Below are 16212 nucleotides of genomic sequence, written 5' to 3'. Positions count from 1 at the left end.
TGAGGCGCCGCACGAGCGGCGGTCGGGACAGTCGGGGGACGAACCGACGACCCCCAGGAGGGCCCCGTGGCGACCCTGACCGTATGGAAGTTCGACGACCCCGAGGGCGCCCAGCGGGCGCTCGACCTGCTCGAGCGGATGCAGAAGCAGGAGCTGCTCGTCCTGCAGGACGCCGCGATCGTCTCGTGGCCGGAGGGCCGGAAGAAGCCACGCACGCGCCAGCTGCACGACCTCAAGGGCGCGGGCGCGCTCGGCGGCAGCTTCTGGGGCCTGCTGTTCGGCCTGTTGTTCTTCGTCCCGCTGCTGGGCCTGGCGGTCGGGGCCGCGATGGGCGCGCTCGCGGGCTCGATGTCCGACGTCGGGATCGACGACCGCTTCGTGAAGGAGGTGCGCGAGAAGGTCACGCCCGGGACCTCGGCGCTGTTCGCCATGACCGACAACGTCGTGCAGGACCGCGTCCTCGAGGAGTTCCGCGGCACCCGTGCCGAGCTGATCTCCACCAACCTCTCCCGCGAGCAGGAGGAGAAGCTGCGCGAGATCTTCGTCGAGGAGCACGAGACTGTCTGACCCGCGACCCGCCCCGGCCCCTTCCGACTCCCCGGCGGAGAGCGGACGGGGCCGGTCGGGTGCCGGGTGACCGACGGTCGGCGGACACCGAACGCGAAAAGGGACCTTCGCCCCCAACCCCAGGGCCGGACGCTCCGGGGCGGGACGACCGCGCGCGTGCAGCATCGGGGCCCCGCCGGCGAACCGCGCCGGCCCGGCCCCGGGAGCGACCATGCACCGAGTGCCCGACGCGAGCGTCCGGATCCCCCGGCCCGCGCACCCCGTCGTGGCCCGCACCGCCGTGCGGTCGGCCCTCGACCGCGGCCGGGACACGGTCCTGGTCCGCGGGGCCGCGGGGTTCGGGAAGACGACCGCGGTCGCCGACTGGGCCCGGTCCACGGGCGACACGGCGTGGGTCACGCTCGAGGCCGCGGACGCCGACCCCCGCCGGCTGTGGACCGCCGTGCTCACCGCCCTGGTCCGCACACCCGGCGGGGCGGACCTGGAGGCCGAGCTCGACCCGGACCGGGCGGGCGACCCGCGCTTCCCCTCCGACCTCGCGGCGGCCCTCGACCACCTCGCCCGCCCGCCCACCCTGGTGCTCGACGCCCTCGACGCCCTCGAGGAGGCCGACCCGCACGAGGACGCCCCGTGGTCCACCGGGCTGCGCGACCTCCTCCACCACCGCCGCCCCGACGCCCGGGTGGTCCTGTGCAGCCGCGGTGACCCGCGGCTGCGGCTGGCCCGGCTGCGGGTGGCGGGCAGGCTCACCGAGATCGGTCCGGAGGTTCTCCGGTGCGACGGCGCCGAGGCCGCGGCCCTGCTCGCGGCGACGGCTCCCGGCCTGCCGGTGCTGGCCGCGGCGCGGCTGGCGCGGCTCACGGCGGGGTGGCCGGTGGGTCTGCGGCTGGCCGGGTTGGCCGTCGCGGAGGCCGCGTCCGAGGGCGAGCCGTCCCCCGCGTTCGACGGCGCCCACCGCCTCCTCGCCGGGTACCTCACCGACGAGGTCCTCCCCCACCTCACCGAGGCCGAGACCCCCCTGCTCCGGGCGACCAGCGTGGCCGACCCGGTGCCTCCCGACCTCGCGGTCGAGCTGACCGGGGACGCCGACGCGGGGCGCACGCTAGACGAGCTCGGCAGGCGGACCTCCCTCGCGCACCGGCTCGACGCCGACGGCGCGGACGGGCCCGCCCACCGGGTGGAACCCCTGCTGCGTATGCACCTGCTCGCCGAGCTGAGCCGCAACGACCGGTGCGAGTACCACCGGCTCGAGGCGGTCGCCGCCCGCAGGCTCAGCGCCAGCGCCCCGGCACTGGCCGTCGACCACGTCGTCCGCTCCGCCGACGCGGACGCGGCGGCCGAAGTGCTGCGGACGACGGGTGTACCCCTGTTCGTCAGGGGCAGGTTCACGCTGCTGCGGCGTGCCCTGCGGGTCGCGGGGGCCGAGACCAGCCGAGACCCGTGGCTCGCGACGCTGGACGCGCTCGCCGCCCGCCGCCCGCTCCCGCAGGCGGTCCCGCCCGAGTGGCCTCCGGACCCGTCCGCGGAGCTGGCCGTGCTCCGCGCCGCGGCCGAGGACTGGGGCGTGGTGCCCCGGCGGCCCGGGCGCCACGACACGGTCGCGCTGCCCACGGACCCCGCCCACCGGGCGTTGGGCCTGGTCGTGCAGGCCGTCGAGGCCCTGCGGGCGGGATCGGTGCCGTCGGTCGAGACCACCGTCGAGGCCGTCCGGCTCGCCGACGAGCACGGGTTCGCGCCACTCGGCGTGCAGGCGTGCGCGATCGCCGCGGTCGCCGCGATGGCGCGGGGGGACGTCGTGGTCGCCCGCGACACCGCGGCGCAGGCCCTCGCCCGCGCCGACCGCATCGCCCTGCCGCGCTCCCGCTGGAGCGCCGCGGCCGCCGCGGTGCTCGGGCTGGCCGCTCTGGTCCGGGGTCGCCCGGGCGAGGTGCTCGACTGGACCGGGCGCGGCGCCGGGACCCCGGAGGATCCGATCGAGCTCAGCGTCGGCACGGCCCTGGTCGAGGCCGCCGCCCGGTTCGACCTGGCCGACGGTGCGGGCCCGCGGGCCGCCGCCCTCGACGCGCTGTGCGAGGTCCGGCAGTCCGTCGGCGGACGCCCGATGGACGCCCGGATCGCCGCCTTCGCCGCGCTCGTCGAGCACCGGGCGGCGCTCGCTCTCGGCAGGCGGACCGCTGCCCGGGGCGTCCTCGGCTGGTTGCGCGAGCGGGTCGGCGAGACCCCGGAGACCGCGCTGATGCGCGGGTGGACCGAGTTCGCCGCCGGTCGTGACGACGGCGCGCGGGCCGCGGCCCGACGGACCCTCGCCGGCGCGGAGGGCGCCCCGATACTCGTCGGGCTGACGGAGGTCGAGTCGCTCCTGCTCGAGGCGAACGTCGCGGCGGGGCGGGCCGAACGCGCCGCGGTGCGCGGCTCCCTGGACGCCGCGCTCGCCGCCGCCGAGCCCCTGCGCGCCGTGCGCCCCTTCACCGTCGCCGGATCCCGACTCCGGGAGATCCTCACCCGGCTGTACGGCGGCCGGGCCGACACCGGGTCGTTCGCCGCCGAGGTCCTGACGGCGATCGCGCACGAGACCGACGGGTCCACCCGGCTCAGCGACCGGGAGCGCGACGTGCTCGAGCTGCTGCCCTCGCTGCTCTCGCTCGCGGAGATCGGCGAGGACCTGTCCGTCTCGCTGAACACCGTGAAGACGCACGTCCGGTCGATCTACACGAAGCTCGGGGTGAACACCCGGCGGACCGCGGTGCTCGCCGGCTACGAGCGCGGCCTGATCAGACCGGCCCGGGCACTGACCTCGCACGCCTGAGGCCGCCCGAGGGCGGCGGAACCACACCCCACGGGCGATGCACCACCGCGTCGCCGGAGCGAGGGTTCGACACATCTGCCGGCCGGCAGTCCCCGATGGAGGAGAACATCATGAGCGACACGTCCACCCGCCCACCCGGCGGCACGTCCCCCTCGACCCGACCGACCTCGACGGGCTGGTCCACCGGCTTCACCGCCTTCGCAGGCGCCGTGCTGCTGGTGACCGGTATCTGCCAGGTGCTCCTCGGGATCGCGGCGCTGATCCGGGACACCCTGTACATCACCACGCCCCAGTACATCTACGCCTTCGACGTGACGACCTGGGGCTGGGTCCACCTGATCGTCGGTGCCGCGGTGGCCCTGACCGGTATCGGCGTGCTGCAGGGGCAGACCTGGGCCCGCGTGGTCGGCATCGTGCTGGCCTCGCTGAGCATCATCGCCAACTTCATGTTCATGCCGTACTACCCGGTCTGGTCCCTGGTGGTGATCGCCCTGGACATCGTGGTGATCGCCGCGCTCGTGCGCGAGCAGCAGGCCGGCGCCTGAGTCGGAGGACCACACCGTGACCACCGAACACCGACCGCAGCGGGGGCAGGGCCGCAAGGTCTCCCCCCGCGTCGTGGTCGCCGGGGTGATCGCCGTCCTGGCCCTGGTCTTCATCCTGCAGAACCGGGGCCCGGTCGGCGTCCACCTCATCACGCTGACGCTCAGCGCACCCCTCTGGCTGTTGCTCGTGGTGATGGTCGGGGTCGGCCTCCTGGTCGGCTACGTCTCGGCCCGACGGCGATGAACCGCTGGAAGCCCCTGCTCGCGCTGGGCCTGGCCCAGTTCCTGGTGGTGCTGGACACGGCGGTCATGAACGTCTCGATCAGTACGCTGGTCGCGGACTTCGACACCACCGTGGCCGCGATCCAGGCCGCCATCACCCTCTACACGCTGGTCATGGCGGCCTTCCTGATCACCGGCGCGACACTCGGGGACATCCTGGGCAGGCGCCGCGCCTTCGGGATCGGCCTGGTCGTCTACGGCGTGGGCTCGGGGCTGACCGCGATCGCGCCGCAGCTGTGGGTGCTGGTCGCGGGCTGGTCGGTGATCGAGGGGCTCGGCGGCGCGCTGGTGCTGCCCGCCCTCGCCGCCCTGGTCGGCGGGAACTACCACGGGAAGGACCGGGCCGTCGCCTACGGCGTGGTCGGCGGGTTGGCGGGGGCGGGGATCGCGGTCGGGCCGCTGGTCGGCGGCTACATGACGACCTACCTGAGCTGGCGGTGGGTGTTCGCGGGCGAGGTGCTGATCGTGATCGCGATCCTGCTCATGCTGCGCTGGGTCGCCGACGCCCCGGCCGCGGGACCGCGTCGCAGGCTCGACGTCGTCGGCGCGGCCCTGTCCGTCGCCGGCCTCGCGCTGGTGGTGTTCGGTGTGCTGCAGAGCAGCGCGTGGGGCTGGTTGGAGCCCCGCAACCCCCCGTTCACCGTCTTCGGGTTCTCCCCCACGCTGTTCGTCATCGCCGCGGGGCTCGTGGTGCTCGGGCTGCTGCGCAGCTGGGTCCGGCACCGCGAGGCCCGGGGCGAGGACCCGCTGGTGCGGTGGGAGCTGTTCGGGATCCGGTCGCTGCGCGGAGCGCTGTCGACCCTGCTCGCGCAGAACCTCATCCTGCTCGGGATCTTCTTCACCATCCCGCTGTACCTGCAGGTGGTGCTGGGCATGAACGCCTTCTCCACCGGGCTGAGGCTGCTGCCGGTGTCGGCGACGATGCTGGTGACGTCGATGGCGGCGCCGCTGGTGAACCGCTGGGCCGCGCCGCGGACGGTCGCGCGGGTGGGGTTCCTGATCCTGTGCGGCGCCGCGCTCTGGCTCACCGCGACCGTGCAGCCCCAGCTGAACGACGTGACGTTCGCGTTGGCCACCGGCGTGCTCGGGATCGGCATGGGGCTGTTGGCGGGCCAGCTGGGCAACGTGGCGCAGTCGAGTGTCGGCGAGGCGGAGCGCAGCGAGGTCGGCGGGTTGCAGTACACGGCGCAGAACCTCGGGTCCTCGCTCGGCACCGCGCTGATCGGCGCGCTGCTGCTCGGCGGGCTGACCCGGGCGGCCGCCAACGGGGTCGGGGCGGCACCGGTGCCGGACAGCGTGAAACAGCAGGTCGGCACGGCGCTGGAGACCGGGCTGCCGTTCCTGTCGGTGGACCAGGTCAGCACCGCCCTGACCGCGGGGGGCGTGGCGCAGGCGGACGTGGACACCCTGGTCGCGACCTACTCGCAGGCCCAGCTCGCGGGGCTGAAGGTCGGTCTGCTGGCGGCGGCGGCGATCGCGCTGGCCAGCCTGTTCCTCACCCGGGACCTGCCGTCGCGGCGGGCGGCGGCCGACGTCGCGGCCGCCGAGCCCGAGACCGTCGGGATCGGCGCGGGAGGGGCGGCGGATGGGCCGTCGTGAGATCACCCGGACCGTGGTGAGCGTGGGTCTCGTGCTCGCCGCCTACTACCTGGCGCCCTACGGCGAGCACGTGACGGCGGGGGACGCGTGGCTGCGCGGCGGTCTGCTCGCGCTCGCCATCGTGGTGCTCGTGGTACTGGTGGGTCGGCGGGTGGAGCACGAGGTCCGGACGGAGGGCCCGTCGCGGACCGGCCCGCTGCTCGTCGCGCTGGTCGCGGGCGTGGTGATCTTCGCGCTCGCCGACCTGGTGGTCGCCACGACGATGCCGGGCCAGTTCGAGGACCTGCGGACCAAGACCGACGCCCTGTACTTCTCACTGACCACGCTCACCACAGTCGGCTACGGCGACGTGCACGCGGAGGGCCAGGTCGCGCGGGCACTCGTCGTGGCGCAGCTGGTGTTCGACGTCGTCGTGCTCGCGACCGCGGCCCGCAATCTGGTCGGCGCGGCCCGACGGCACCGGGCCGCCGAGGAGTCCCTGGACCGGCCGTCCGAATCCCGACGCGACGCCCGACGGTGACCGCGACACCCGGAACCCCACGGGGGAGGATCCCATGGTCGACGAACGCGCCCAGCGGATCGCCGAGTTCATCGCGCCGCTGCGGGTCGAACCCGGCCGGAAGGTGAAGCTGCACAAGGACTTCGATCCCCGGCTGCACTCGTCGACCGTCTCCCGCAAGAAGGAGGGGCGCGAGATCCTGCAGACCGGCATCGCGCTGCTCGCCGACTACCAGGCCCGGCTCGCCGCCCAGGACACCTACGGGGTGCTGCTGTGCCTGCAGGCGCTCGACGCGGGCGGCAAGGACGGGACGATCCGGCACGTGATGAGCGGGGTCAACCCGCAGGGCGTGCACGTCTCCGGGTTCACGGTCCCCTCCGCCGAGGAGCTCGACCACGACTACCTGTGGCGCTACGCGGCCCGGCTGCCCGCCCGCGGCGACATCGGGATCTTCAACCGCTCGCACTACGAGGAGGTGCTGGTGGTGCGGGTCCATCCGGAGCTGCTGGACCGGCAGAAGCTGCCGCCGGAGAGCCGCAAGCGGATCTGGCACCGCCGCTACCGGGAGATCAACGACTGGGAGCGCTACCTCACCGACAACGGCTTCCGCGTCCTCAAGGTGTTCCTGAACCTCTCCTACGACGAACAGCGGCGGCGCTTCCTGCGGCGCATCGACGAGCCGGACCGCAACTGGAAGTTCTCGGCCGCGGACGTGCGGGAACGCCGTCGGTGGAAGGACTACCAGAAGGCCTTCTCCGAGATGCTGTCCCGGACGAGCACGCCCTGGGCGCCCTGGTACGTGGTGCCCGCGGACCGCAAGTGGTTCGCCCGGATCTGCACGGCCGCGATCCTCGCCCACACGCTCATCGAGATCGACCCGCGCTTCCCCACCGTGGACGCCGACACGCGGGCGCAGCTGGCCGCGGCCCGCGCCGAGCTGATGGCCCAGGCTCCGGCGTCGGCCAACGGGCGGACGACACACCGACCCACCGCCGCAGCAGGCGCCGGGCGGGCGTGAGAGGAGCTCGTCATGCTGCTCGCCCGGACCGGCCGACGGCAGGACCCCGACGCCGTGGAGGCGACCGCCGCGGCGGTGGCCGAGGCCGTGCTCGCGAGTGCGCTGCCCCGCCGGTGGGACCACGTCCGGGCCGTCGCGCGCCGGGCCGCGGACCTCGCCGTCGGACTCCCCCCGGACGAGGTCCGGACCCTCGTCTCCGCGGCCTGGCTGCACGACGTCGGGTACGCCCCCGCCGTGGCGGACACCGGGTTCCATCCGCTCGACGGCGCCCGGTACGTCCGGGCGCTCGGCTTCGGGGACCGGATCGCCGCCCTGGTGGCATTCCACTCCGCGGCGGCCGCGAAGGCCCGGGTCCTGGGGCTGGCCGACCAGCTGGCCGAGTTCACCGACGAGGACACGGTCGTCCGGGACCTGCTCTGGTACGCCGACATGACGATCGGGCCGGACGGTGCCCCGATGGACGTGGAGTCCCGGCTCGCGGAGATCCGCCGCCGCCGCGCGGACGACCCGCGGGCGATCGCCGCGCTGGACCTCGGCCTGCCCGCCCGGTGGGCCGCGGTGGCCCGGGCCGAGGCCTGGCTGCGCAGCCGCGGGCCGGGCTGACCGGTCGCCGCACCGTGTCCGCGCGGTGGCGGCCCTCCCCCGTCACGGGTGACGACGCCGGCCGCCGCGCGGGGCAGCGTGATCCCCGTCGTCCACGGACCCGCAGAGAGGCGCGTGTCATGCCGAGCGAGACAACCCCCGCCCCCCACCGACGGATCGCGGCCGTCGGTGCGCTGCTCGCCCTCGCCGCCGGGCTCGCGGTGATCGTCTGGGCGCTCTGGCAGCACCCGCTGCGGCTGCCGTCCACCCTGCTCCTGCTCCTGGTCACCGTCGTGGCGGCCTGGACGGCACTCGTGCACCGGGGGTGGACGCGGATCGTCGCCGTCGCGGTCGCCGTCGCCGCACTGGTCGGTGTGATCGTGCTGCTCGACGTCGGGTCGCTGGTCCGGCTGATCCTCGTGGTCGCCCTCGCCGTGGTCGCCACGGCCGCGGCCCGGGTCGCCCTCGGGTCCGCCGAACCCGCGCCCGGCCCGGGTGATGCCCGTCGGGTCCCGCCCGCCCACCGCGGGGTCCTGCTCATGAACCCCTGGTCCGGGGGTGGGAAGGTCGAGCGGTTCGCGCTGGTCCAGGAGGCCGTCCGGCTCGGGGTGACGCCGATCGTGCTGCAGCGGGGGGACGACCTGCGCGAGCTGGCCGAGCGGGCCGTCGCCGACGGGGCCGACGTGATCGGGATGGCGGGAGGAGACGGCTCGCAGGCCCTGGTCGCGGACGTCGCCCGTCGGCACGACCTGCCGTTCGTGTGCGTCCCCGCGGGCACCCGCAACCACTTCGCGCTCGATCTCGGGCTCGACCGCGAGGACGTCGCCGCGGCCCTCGCCGCGTACGGCGACGCCGTCGAGCGGCGGATCGACCTGGCCCTGGTCGGCGACCGCGTCTTCGTGAACAACGCCTCCCTCGGGGTCTACGCCACGGTGGTGCAGTCCGAGGGGTACCGGGAGGCCAAGGTCTCGACCGCGATCGGGATGCTGCCGGACCTCGTCGGTCCCGGGGCCGAGCCGTTCGACCTCCGCTTCACCGGCGCCGACGGGAAGCCGGTCGACACCGCCGACGTGCTGCTGGTGTCCAACGGCGTCTACCGCCTCGACGACCTGCGCGGCTTCGGCACCCGCGAGCACCTCGACGCCGGCGTGCTCGGGATCGTCTCCGTCACCGTCGGCCGGGAGGTCGGCGGCCTGATCGCCGCCCAGGCGAGCGGGCGGCTCAGGCACTTCGCCGGGTACCGCGAGTGGACCGCGCCGGAGTTCGTCGTCGACTCCGGGGACGAGCTGGTCGACGTCGGGGTGGACGGTGAGGCCCTGCGGCTGCCGACGCCGCTGCGCTTCCGGTGCCTGCCGGGCGCGCTGCGGGTGCGCACCCCGCTCGACGCGCCCGGCGCGCCCCCCGTCGGCGTCGCCCACGCCGGGCTCGGCAAGGCCGTCGGCGGGCTGTTCCGGGTGGCGGCCGGACGCGACGGGCAGGTCTAGCCGTCGGTCGAGGTGACCGTGTCGCCGTTCCGGTCGGCGCGGCGGTGGCCCTTGCGGGCGGCCTTGCGGGCCGCCTTGGCCGCGGCGGCCTCCTCCGGTTCCATCGGGGTGTCGCGGAGCCACACGCCCGCCCACCGCGCGCTCGGGTCGACGTCCACCAGCAGCGCCTTGCACAGCAGGGTCAGCGGGATCGCCAGGATCGCCCCGAGCGGCCCGAGCAGCCAGGCCCAGAACACCAGCGCCACGAAGGTCACGGTGACCGACAGGCCCACCGCGTCCCCGATGAACCGCGGCTGGATGATCGACTGCACCACGAAGTTCAGCACGCAGTAGACGACGACCACGGCGATGGCGAGCGACCAGCCCCCGGTGAGCAGGGCCAGCAGCGCGGGCGGGATGACCCCGATGATGAAGCCGATGTTCGGGATGTAGTTGGTGATGAAGGACAACAACCCCCAGGTGACGGCCAGCGGGATGCCCATGATCAGCAACGCCGCCCAGTCCAGCACCGCCACGATGAGCCCGAACACCGTGGTGACCAGCAGGTACTGCCGCGTCCCCCGGGCGAAGCCGGTGATCGCGTCCGTGACCTGCGGACGGTCCCTGCCGACCGCTGCCAGCCGGTCCCCCGCGCCGCCGGACTCGAGGGCGAGGAACAGCAGCAGGGCCAGCAGGAACACCAGGTTGGACGCCAACCCGGCCACGCTGCTGAGCAGCGCGCCCAGGATCCCGGCGAGCTTGCCCAGGTTCAGCGAGCCCTTGGCGGCGGCGAGCTGGTCCGGGCCCACCCCGAACCGGGCCAGCTCGTTGGTCACCCCGCTCACCAGCCCGTCGGCCTTGCTCGCGTACTGCGGTAGCTCCGTCGCGAGCTGGGCCACCGAGAGGATGAGGCCGAACGCGAGGAGCAGCAGCAGGCCGTAGACCAACAGCACCACGACCAGCGTCGTCGCCCAGCCGGGCCAGCCCTTGCCGCGCAGCCAGCCCTGGACCGGGGCCACCGCGATGACGATGATCAGCGCCATGAAGGCGGGACCGATCAGCCAGGCCACCGCCTGGATGCCCGCGACGACCACCACCACGGAGGCCGCGCCGACCAGCACGACGAGCGCGCGGGGCAGGGCGCGCCGCGTCGCCGCGGCGGCGGGCGGGGCCCCGGCGGACGTGCCCGCCGGTGCGCCGGTGGACGTGTCGGCAGGTCTCTGCGATGTGGTCACGCCGGGACCGTAGGACCGTCCCGCCGCCCCGACGTCACCCGTGAGGGGCGACCGTCGCGGGTCGGGATCGATCCCGCACACCCCGGCGGCGCCGTCACCCCGTCGGGGCGATGCCCGGTGGCGTGGGGCCGTCCAGGCTCGGAGGTCGGCACGCTCGACCGGCGGGCCCGCGCGGGAGCGAGACCGAGGAGGACACCGATGACGCTGGTCGAGCTCCTGGAGCACACGGCCGTGGTCTTCGAGGTGCTGGGGGCGGCGGCGCTGGCAGTGGGCATCGTCCTCGCCCTCGCCCTCGCCGCGTGGGTGCTGGTGCGCTCGCGGAGCGGCCGACCGGCCTTCACCACGCTGCGCGAGACCTTCGGCGGCGCACTGTTGCTGTCGGTCGAGATCCTGGTCGCCGCGGACCTGCTCCGCAGCGTCGCGGTCGCGCCCAGCCTCACCGACGTCGCCGTCCTCGGTCTGATCGTGCTGATCCGGACGTTCCTGAGCTTCTCCCTCGAAGTCGAGCTGGAGGGCGTGGCGCCGTGGCGGCGCGCGACGGTCACCGGGGCCGGGCGGCTCACCGCGGCCACCGCCCACGCCACCGCTCGCGCCACCCCGCCCTGAGGTCCGGCGAGCACCCGGCCGGAGATCTCGGCCCGAGGGTGAACCGGAGGTGGCCGACGAGGTCTGGTCCTCCGCCTACCTCGACTCCCTGATGCGGACCGCTGAAGCGGTCGAGCAAGGCGAGGACCCCCGACACACCGGCATACCGACTCCTGACCGACGGGCCGTGCTCGCCTCCGGTGCGGACCAACCGGCACGCGACGGCCGGGCCGACCGTCCACGCGCTGGTCTCCGTGGACATGCTCCTGGCGGAAACCCTGTGGTGCACGCGCGAGGACCGCGCGTCGCCGCGGGCGTCGGGCGGGATGAACCGGCGTCCACCGGGTAGCCCCGCCTCGTCCCCGCCCCGTCCACGTCGGGAGTCCCCGTGGCCACGTCCACCCCCGTCCGCCCCGCGGCCGACCACGGCCTGTTCGGTCCCGACTCGGTGACCTGGCGGGTGCACCTGGAACCCGTGACCTGGGTCGCGGGGATGCGCGCGCTGCTGCTGCAGTCGCTGCACCCGTGGGTCATGCGCGGGACCTTCCAGAACAGCGCGCTGTTCGACCCGGCGAAGGCCTGGCCGCGCTTCGAGCGGACCGTGCAGTTCGTCGGCACCCGCACGTTCGGGTCGCTGGCCGAGGTCGAGACGGCGGGGGCCCGGGTCCGGAACCTGCACCGCCGGCTGCGCGCCGTGGACCCGGACACGGGCAGGCGCTTCCCGATCGACGCCCCGGAGGGACTGCTCTGGGTGCACTGCGGGGAGATCGACTCCTACGTCGACATCGCCCGCCGGGCAGGCGTCGTCACCGCCGCCGAGGCCGACGCGTACGTCGCCGAGAGCGTGCGCGCCGCCGAGGTCGTGGGGCTGGACCCCGCGACCGTGCCCGCCTCGCGCGCCGAGCTCGCCGCGTACTTCGTGCGGATGCGGCCCCGCCTGGGCATCACCGAGGAGACGCGGATCGCCGTCGGCGGGCTGCTCGCGCCGCCCGCGGGGCCCCCGGCGTGGACCCGGGCGGCGATCTCGGCCACCGCCACGGCCGCGCTGGCCACCCTGCCGCGCTGGGCCCGGCGGATGTACGGGCTGCCGGGGCTGCCGACCACCGACGTGGCCGCCTCCGCTGCGCTCGGCGCGCTGCGCCGGGCCACCGACCTGCTCCCCGACCCGCCCGCGCCCCCCGAGATCCAGGAGGCCCGGCGGCTGGTGCGCCGCACGCGCTGAGCAACGCGGGCGGGCTCTCGATCGTGGATGACGACGGTCCTCGTGGTCGGGGCCGGTGTGATCGGGCGGGTGCACCTCACCGTCCTCCGTTCCACACCGGCCACTGAGGAGCGTGCTTCCACCCGGCAGGATCCGTGGTGCGACGGTAGGCTGCGGCCGGGCCCATCCCCCTCACTGACGGGGTTGCCCTGCCTCTGCCGGCGGTGCGGGGGATGGGCCCGGCCCATCCCCCTCACCGACGGGGTTGCCCTGCCTCTGCCGGCGGTGCGATCGTCTCGCCCGCCGTCTGCCGCCCCGGACCTCGGCGACACCACATGTGTAGTCGACCCGGATGGATGGTGGCGTCCTGATGACCGCGAAGACCCCGCAGCTCGGCACCCTGGGCGTCGCCCGGCCGGTGACCGATGACTGGGACTGGCAGCTCTCCAGCGCCTGCCGCGATCTCGACAGCGCGGTGTTCTTCCACCCCGAGCGCGAGCGCGGGGCGGAGAAGGACGCCCGAGAGCAGCGGGCCAAACGGATCTGCGAGGCCTGTCCAGTGATCGCGGAGTGTCGGCGCTGGGCGCTCGCCACGCGCGAGCCGTACGGGGTCTGGGGCGGGCTCTCGGTCGCCGACCGCGCCGAGATCCTGCAGGACGTCGACCGCTCCGGGGCCCGCTGCCGAGCCCGGCGGAGCGGAGGGTGACGGACCCGACGCCGGGTTCCGCGGTAGGTGCGGGCGATTCGGGCTACCCCCCGTCCGCACACCCATCACCGCGCGCTCCCCCGGACCCGGGTGCCCGTACCGAAGGAAAGCCATGTCCACCTCGTGCGGTCATCCGCTCAGCCCGACCTCCCTCCGGAGCCGCCCCTCGCACCGCACCGCGCGCGTGCGCCCGGCCGCCGTCCGGCGCCGGGAGATCACCCTCCACGACCAGCGCGTCACCTTCCTCGAGGCGGGCGCCCGCAGCGGCGGGCCCACCGTGGTCCTGCTCCACGGGCTCGCCAGCAGCTCGGCGACGTGGGGCTCCGTGCTGCCGCTGCTGGGCCGCCACGCCCACGTCATCGCACCGGACCTGCTCGGGCACGGCGAGTCGGCCAAGCCGCACAGCGGCGACTACTCGCTCGGCGCCTACGCCGCGGGCCTGCGCGACCTGCTGCTCGCCCTCGGCCCGGAGCGGGCGACCGTCGTCGGGCACTCGTTCGGCGGCGGCGTGGCCATGCAGTTCGCCTACCAGTTCCCCGAGCTCACCGAACGGCTCGTACTCGACGCCAGCGGCGGCCTCGGCCCCGACGTCACCCTCGCCCTGCGCGCCGCGACCCTGCCGGGCACCGCCGCCGCGCTGCAGCTGGCCACGGCGCTGACCCCACGCCCGGTCGCCGACCTCGTGCGCCGCGTCGCCCGCGCGCTCCCCGGCGTCCCCGCGGCCGACCTCGACGGGATGTCCTACGCGCTGGCCTCCTTCACCGAGCGCGACGCGCGGCACGCGTTCGTCCAGACCGTGCGCAGCACGCTGAACTGGGCCGGGCAGCGGCTCGACGGGACCGGGCGGCTCTACCTGCTCGCCGACGTCCCCGTGCTGTTCGTGGTGGGCAGCACCGACACGGTCATCCCCACCGCGCACACCCGGGCCGCCCACGAGCGGCTCCCCGGCAGCCGGTTGGAGGTCTTCGAGGGCACCGGGCACTTCCCGCACTCCGAGCACCCCGCCCGCTTCGCCGCGGCCCTGCTCGACTTCCTCCGCACCAGCCGACCCGCCGCCCCCGACGTGCGGTCGCTGCGCCATAGGCTGCGCCATCCCGACCACGACGTCCTCACACCCCGATGAGCCTCCCGGCGCCGACCCGGGTCGGACGACCAGCGCTTCCAGGAGACAGCCGATGACCGCCGACACCCCTCCGACCACCGGGACGAACGGACGCGCGGCGGGAGTGCCACGCACGGAGCCCGCCCGGACGGACGACGTCCGCGTGCTGGTGCCCCGGCTGCTGCGGGTGAGCGGGGCGATCGGCTGGCGGCTGGTCGCGGTCGCCGCCGCGCTGTGGGTCCTGGGGCAGGTCGTGACCTACCTCGCGGCGATCGTCGTGCCGGTGGCGATCGCGCTGCTGCTCGCCGCGCTGCTCTCCCCCGCCGTGAGCGTCCTCGAGGCGCGCCGGGTGCCGCGGGGGCCCGCCACCGCCCTGGTCGTCGTCGCGGGGCTCGCCGCGATCGGCGCCGTGCTGACCTTCGTGGTGATCACCTTCGTCCGCGGCGTGCCCGAGCTCGGCGCGCAGCTCACCACCAGCGTCGACTCGATCGTCGGGTGGCTGGCGACCGGCCCGCTCCAGATCGGCCAGGCCCAGCTCGCCGGCATCCAGCAGGAGGTGCTGGACACCCTGAGCGCCAACCAGGCCGCCATCACCGCAGGCGCGCTGACCACCGCCGCGACCATCGGCGAGATCCTCACCGAGATCCTGCTCGTGGTCTTCACCCTGATCTTCTTCCTGCACGGCGGGGCGGGGATCTGGCGGTTCCTGCTCGGCGCCGCCCCCCGCGACGTCCGGACCCGGGTGGACGTCGCCGGGCGACGCGGGGTGGCTGCCCTGGTCAGCTACGTCCGGGCCACCGCCGTGGTCGCCGTCGTGGACGCGGTCGCGATCGGGATCGGTCTCGCCGTCCTCGGGATCCCGCTGGCGATCCCGCTCGCCGCCCTGGTCCTGCTCGGCGCGTTCATCCCGATCATCGGCGCGGTCGTGGCGGGCGGGGTGGCGGTCCTGGTCGCACTCGTGGCGCAGGGTCCGGTCTCCGCCCTGATCGTGCTCGCGATCATCATCGGGATCATGCAGCTGGAGAGCCACGTCCTGCAGCCGTTGCTGCTGGGCCGCGCGGTGAAGCTGCACCCGCTGGCGGTCGTCCTCGCGATCGCCACCGGCCTGCTGGTCGGCGGGATCGCGGGCGCGCTCCTGGCCGTCCCGCTGCTCGCCGTGCTCAACTCCGGCATCCGGTCGCTGCGCAGCGAGGCGGACAGCCACACCGACCCCCGTGACGTCCACACCAGCGAGCCCGAGGAGACCGGTCCCGACGAACCGGGCCTCGAACGCCACGAGGAGCTCGATCCGACGCCCCAGCCGGACACGCCGCGCTGACCGGCCTCCGCCGTCCCCTCTCGGGGGAGTCCCGTTCCCCCGTCGACCGGCGGGCGATGCGCCGACCCGGCCGACAGGGGGCGAGGACCGCGAGCTGCTCCACGGTGGGCTCCGCCGTTTCCTGAGCGCACGACATGGCGGGTCCCGCCGTGTCACGGGGATGCGGTTCGTCGGGCGCGTGCCGGGAACCCGGGTCGCATGGCTGTCCTCACCGTCGCGCACGCCCCGGCGCGGACGGCGTTCCTCGCCCAGCTGGACCGCTTCCGAGAGGTCGTGCACGGCACCTCCGACCACGCCTTGCTGGGGCCGAGCCGCTGCCACGGCTGGACGGCGCTCGACGTGCTCGTGCACGTCCGCGTCGGCCTGCAGGAGATGACCGGCGGGGCGCTGAGCAGCACCGATTCCGCACCGGACCAGGACGCCGCGTCCTACTGGCGCGAGTACGAGGAGGTCGGGGACGAGGTGGCGGCGATCCTGTGGACGCGCCGGACCGCCTCGGCCTGGGCGACGCCGCCGGTCCCCTCGTCCCGACCGCGGAGTCGCTGCGGCTCGCCCGCGCGACCGTCGACGCGCTCGCCGACCTCCCGACGGAGTGGGACGACGAGCACGCGGTGCTCACCGGCTTCGGCCGGGACGTCTAGACGAGTAAGTCCGAACTCCCCTTCAGTGGTCGTAGGCGGTCAGGGAACGTGTGACTGCCTGGC

Annotated in this window: 16 protein-coding genes; 15 read left to right on the top strand and 1 reads right to left on the bottom strand. The window is 74.9% G+C overall.

Annotation, left to right across the window (positions count from 1 at the left end):
• Positions 1–66: 66 nt before the first annotated feature.
• The 9 genes from ABD993_RS29140 to ABD993_RS29100 all read left to right on the top strand — a co-directional run bounded on the left by ABD993_RS29140 (position 67) and on the right by ABD993_RS29100 (position 9382).
• Positions 67–567, top strand: a complete 501-nt coding sequence (locus tag ABD993_RS29140) for a DUF1269 domain-containing protein (RefSeq protein WP_345425547.1) — start codon at positions 67–69, stop codon at positions 565–567.
• 220 nt (positions 568–787) lie between these two features.
• Entirely contained in the window at positions 788–3373 is a 2586-nt protein-coding gene (locus ABD993_RS29135) for a winged helix-turn-helix domain-containing protein (protein ID WP_345425544.1), read from the top strand.
• A 110-nt stretch (positions 3374–3483) separates the two neighbouring features.
• The gene (locus ABD993_RS29130; RefSeq protein ID WP_345425542.1) at positions 3484–3918 is read left to right on the top strand and encodes a DUF7144 family membrane protein; all 435 of its coding nucleotides are present in this window, start codon (positions 3484–3486) and stop codon (positions 3916–3918) included.
• A 16-nt stretch (positions 3919–3934) separates the two neighbouring features.
• Positions 3935–4162, top strand: a complete 228-nt coding sequence (locus tag ABD993_RS29125) for a LapA family protein (RefSeq protein WP_345425539.1) — start codon at positions 3935–3937, stop codon at positions 4160–4162.
• Positions 4159–5799: an MFS transporter gene (locus tag ABD993_RS29120; RefSeq protein WP_345425536.1), complete on the top strand. Its 1641-nt coding sequence runs from the start codon at positions 4159–4161 to the stop codon at positions 5797–5799. Before ABD993_RS29125 ends, ABD993_RS29120 begins: the two co-directional genes overlap by 4 nt.
• The gene (locus ABD993_RS29115) at positions 5786–6319 is read left to right on the top strand and encodes a potassium channel family protein (RefSeq protein ID WP_345425533.1); all 534 of its coding nucleotides are present in this window, start codon (positions 5786–5788) and stop codon (positions 6317–6319) included. The genes ABD993_RS29120 and ABD993_RS29115 overlap by 14 nt, the downstream gene beginning before the upstream one ends.
• Positions 6320–6353: 34 nt before the next feature.
• On the top strand, positions 6354–7316 hold the full coding sequence (locus ABD993_RS29110; protein ID WP_345425530.1) for a polyphosphate kinase 2 family protein: 963 nt from the start codon (positions 6354–6356) through the stop codon (positions 7314–7316).
• 12 nt (positions 7317–7328) lie between these two features.
• Positions 7329–7919, top strand: a complete 591-nt coding sequence (locus ABD993_RS29105) for an HD domain-containing protein (RefSeq protein ID WP_345425528.1) — start codon at positions 7329–7331, stop codon at positions 7917–7919.
• 119 nt (positions 7920–8038) lie between these two features.
• Positions 8039–9382, top strand: a complete 1344-nt coding sequence (locus tag ABD993_RS29100) for a diacylglycerol/lipid kinase family protein (RefSeq protein ID WP_345425526.1) — start codon at positions 8039–8041, stop codon at positions 9380–9382.
• On the opposite strand, the gene ABD993_RS29095 is transcribed toward ABD993_RS29100, so the two are convergent.
• Entirely contained in the window at positions 9379–10596 is a 1218-nt protein-coding gene (locus tag ABD993_RS29095) for an AI-2E family transporter (RefSeq protein ID WP_425569175.1), read from the bottom strand. The two genes, ABD993_RS29100 and ABD993_RS29095, sit on opposite strands and share 4 nt — an antisense overlap.
• 198 nt (positions 10597–10794) lie before the next feature.
• On the opposite strand from ABD993_RS29095, the gene ABD993_RS29090 reads away from it, so the two are divergent.
• From ABD993_RS29090 to ABD993_RS29065, 6 genes are all read left to right on the top strand, one after another.
• Positions 10795–11202: a DUF1622 domain-containing protein gene (locus ABD993_RS29090; protein WP_345425524.1), complete on the top strand. Its 408-nt coding sequence runs from the start codon at positions 10795–10797 to the stop codon at positions 11200–11202.
• A 367-nt stretch (positions 11203–11569) separates the two neighbouring features.
• Positions 11570–12403, top strand: a complete 834-nt coding sequence (locus ABD993_RS29085) for an oxygenase MpaB family protein (protein WP_345425521.1) — start codon at positions 11570–11572, stop codon at positions 12401–12403.
• Positions 12404–12752: 349 nt separating this feature from the next.
• The gene (locus ABD993_RS29080; protein ID WP_345425518.1) at positions 12753–13088 is read left to right on the top strand and encodes a WhiB family transcriptional regulator; all 336 of its coding nucleotides are present in this window, start codon (positions 12753–12755) and stop codon (positions 13086–13088) included.
• 112 nt (positions 13089–13200) lie between these two features.
• Positions 13201–14211: an alpha/beta fold hydrolase gene (locus ABD993_RS29075; RefSeq protein WP_345425515.1), complete on the top strand. Its 1011-nt coding sequence runs from the start codon at positions 13201–13203 to the stop codon at positions 14209–14211.
• Between the two features lie 52 nt (positions 14212–14263).
• Complete coding sequence (locus tag ABD993_RS29070) at positions 14264–15508, top strand: AI-2E family transporter (RefSeq protein ID WP_345425512.1); 1245 nt, start codon at positions 14264–14266, stop codon at positions 15506–15508.
• A gap of 476 nt (positions 15509–15984) precedes the next feature.
• Positions 15985–16149, top strand: a complete 165-nt coding sequence (locus ABD993_RS29065) for a hypothetical protein (RefSeq protein WP_345425509.1) — start codon at positions 15985–15987, stop codon at positions 16147–16149.
• The last annotated feature ends 63 nt before the right edge of the window (positions 16150–16212 follow it).

The sequence above is a fragment of the Pseudonocardia xishanensis genome (assembly GCF_039541715.1).
GTDB lineage: Bacteria > Actinomycetota > Actinomycetes > Mycobacteriales > Pseudonocardiaceae > Pseudonocardia > Pseudonocardia xishanensis.
Note: the sequence above shows the minus strand (reverse complement) of the source record. Positions and strands in the feature narration are given on the sequence as shown.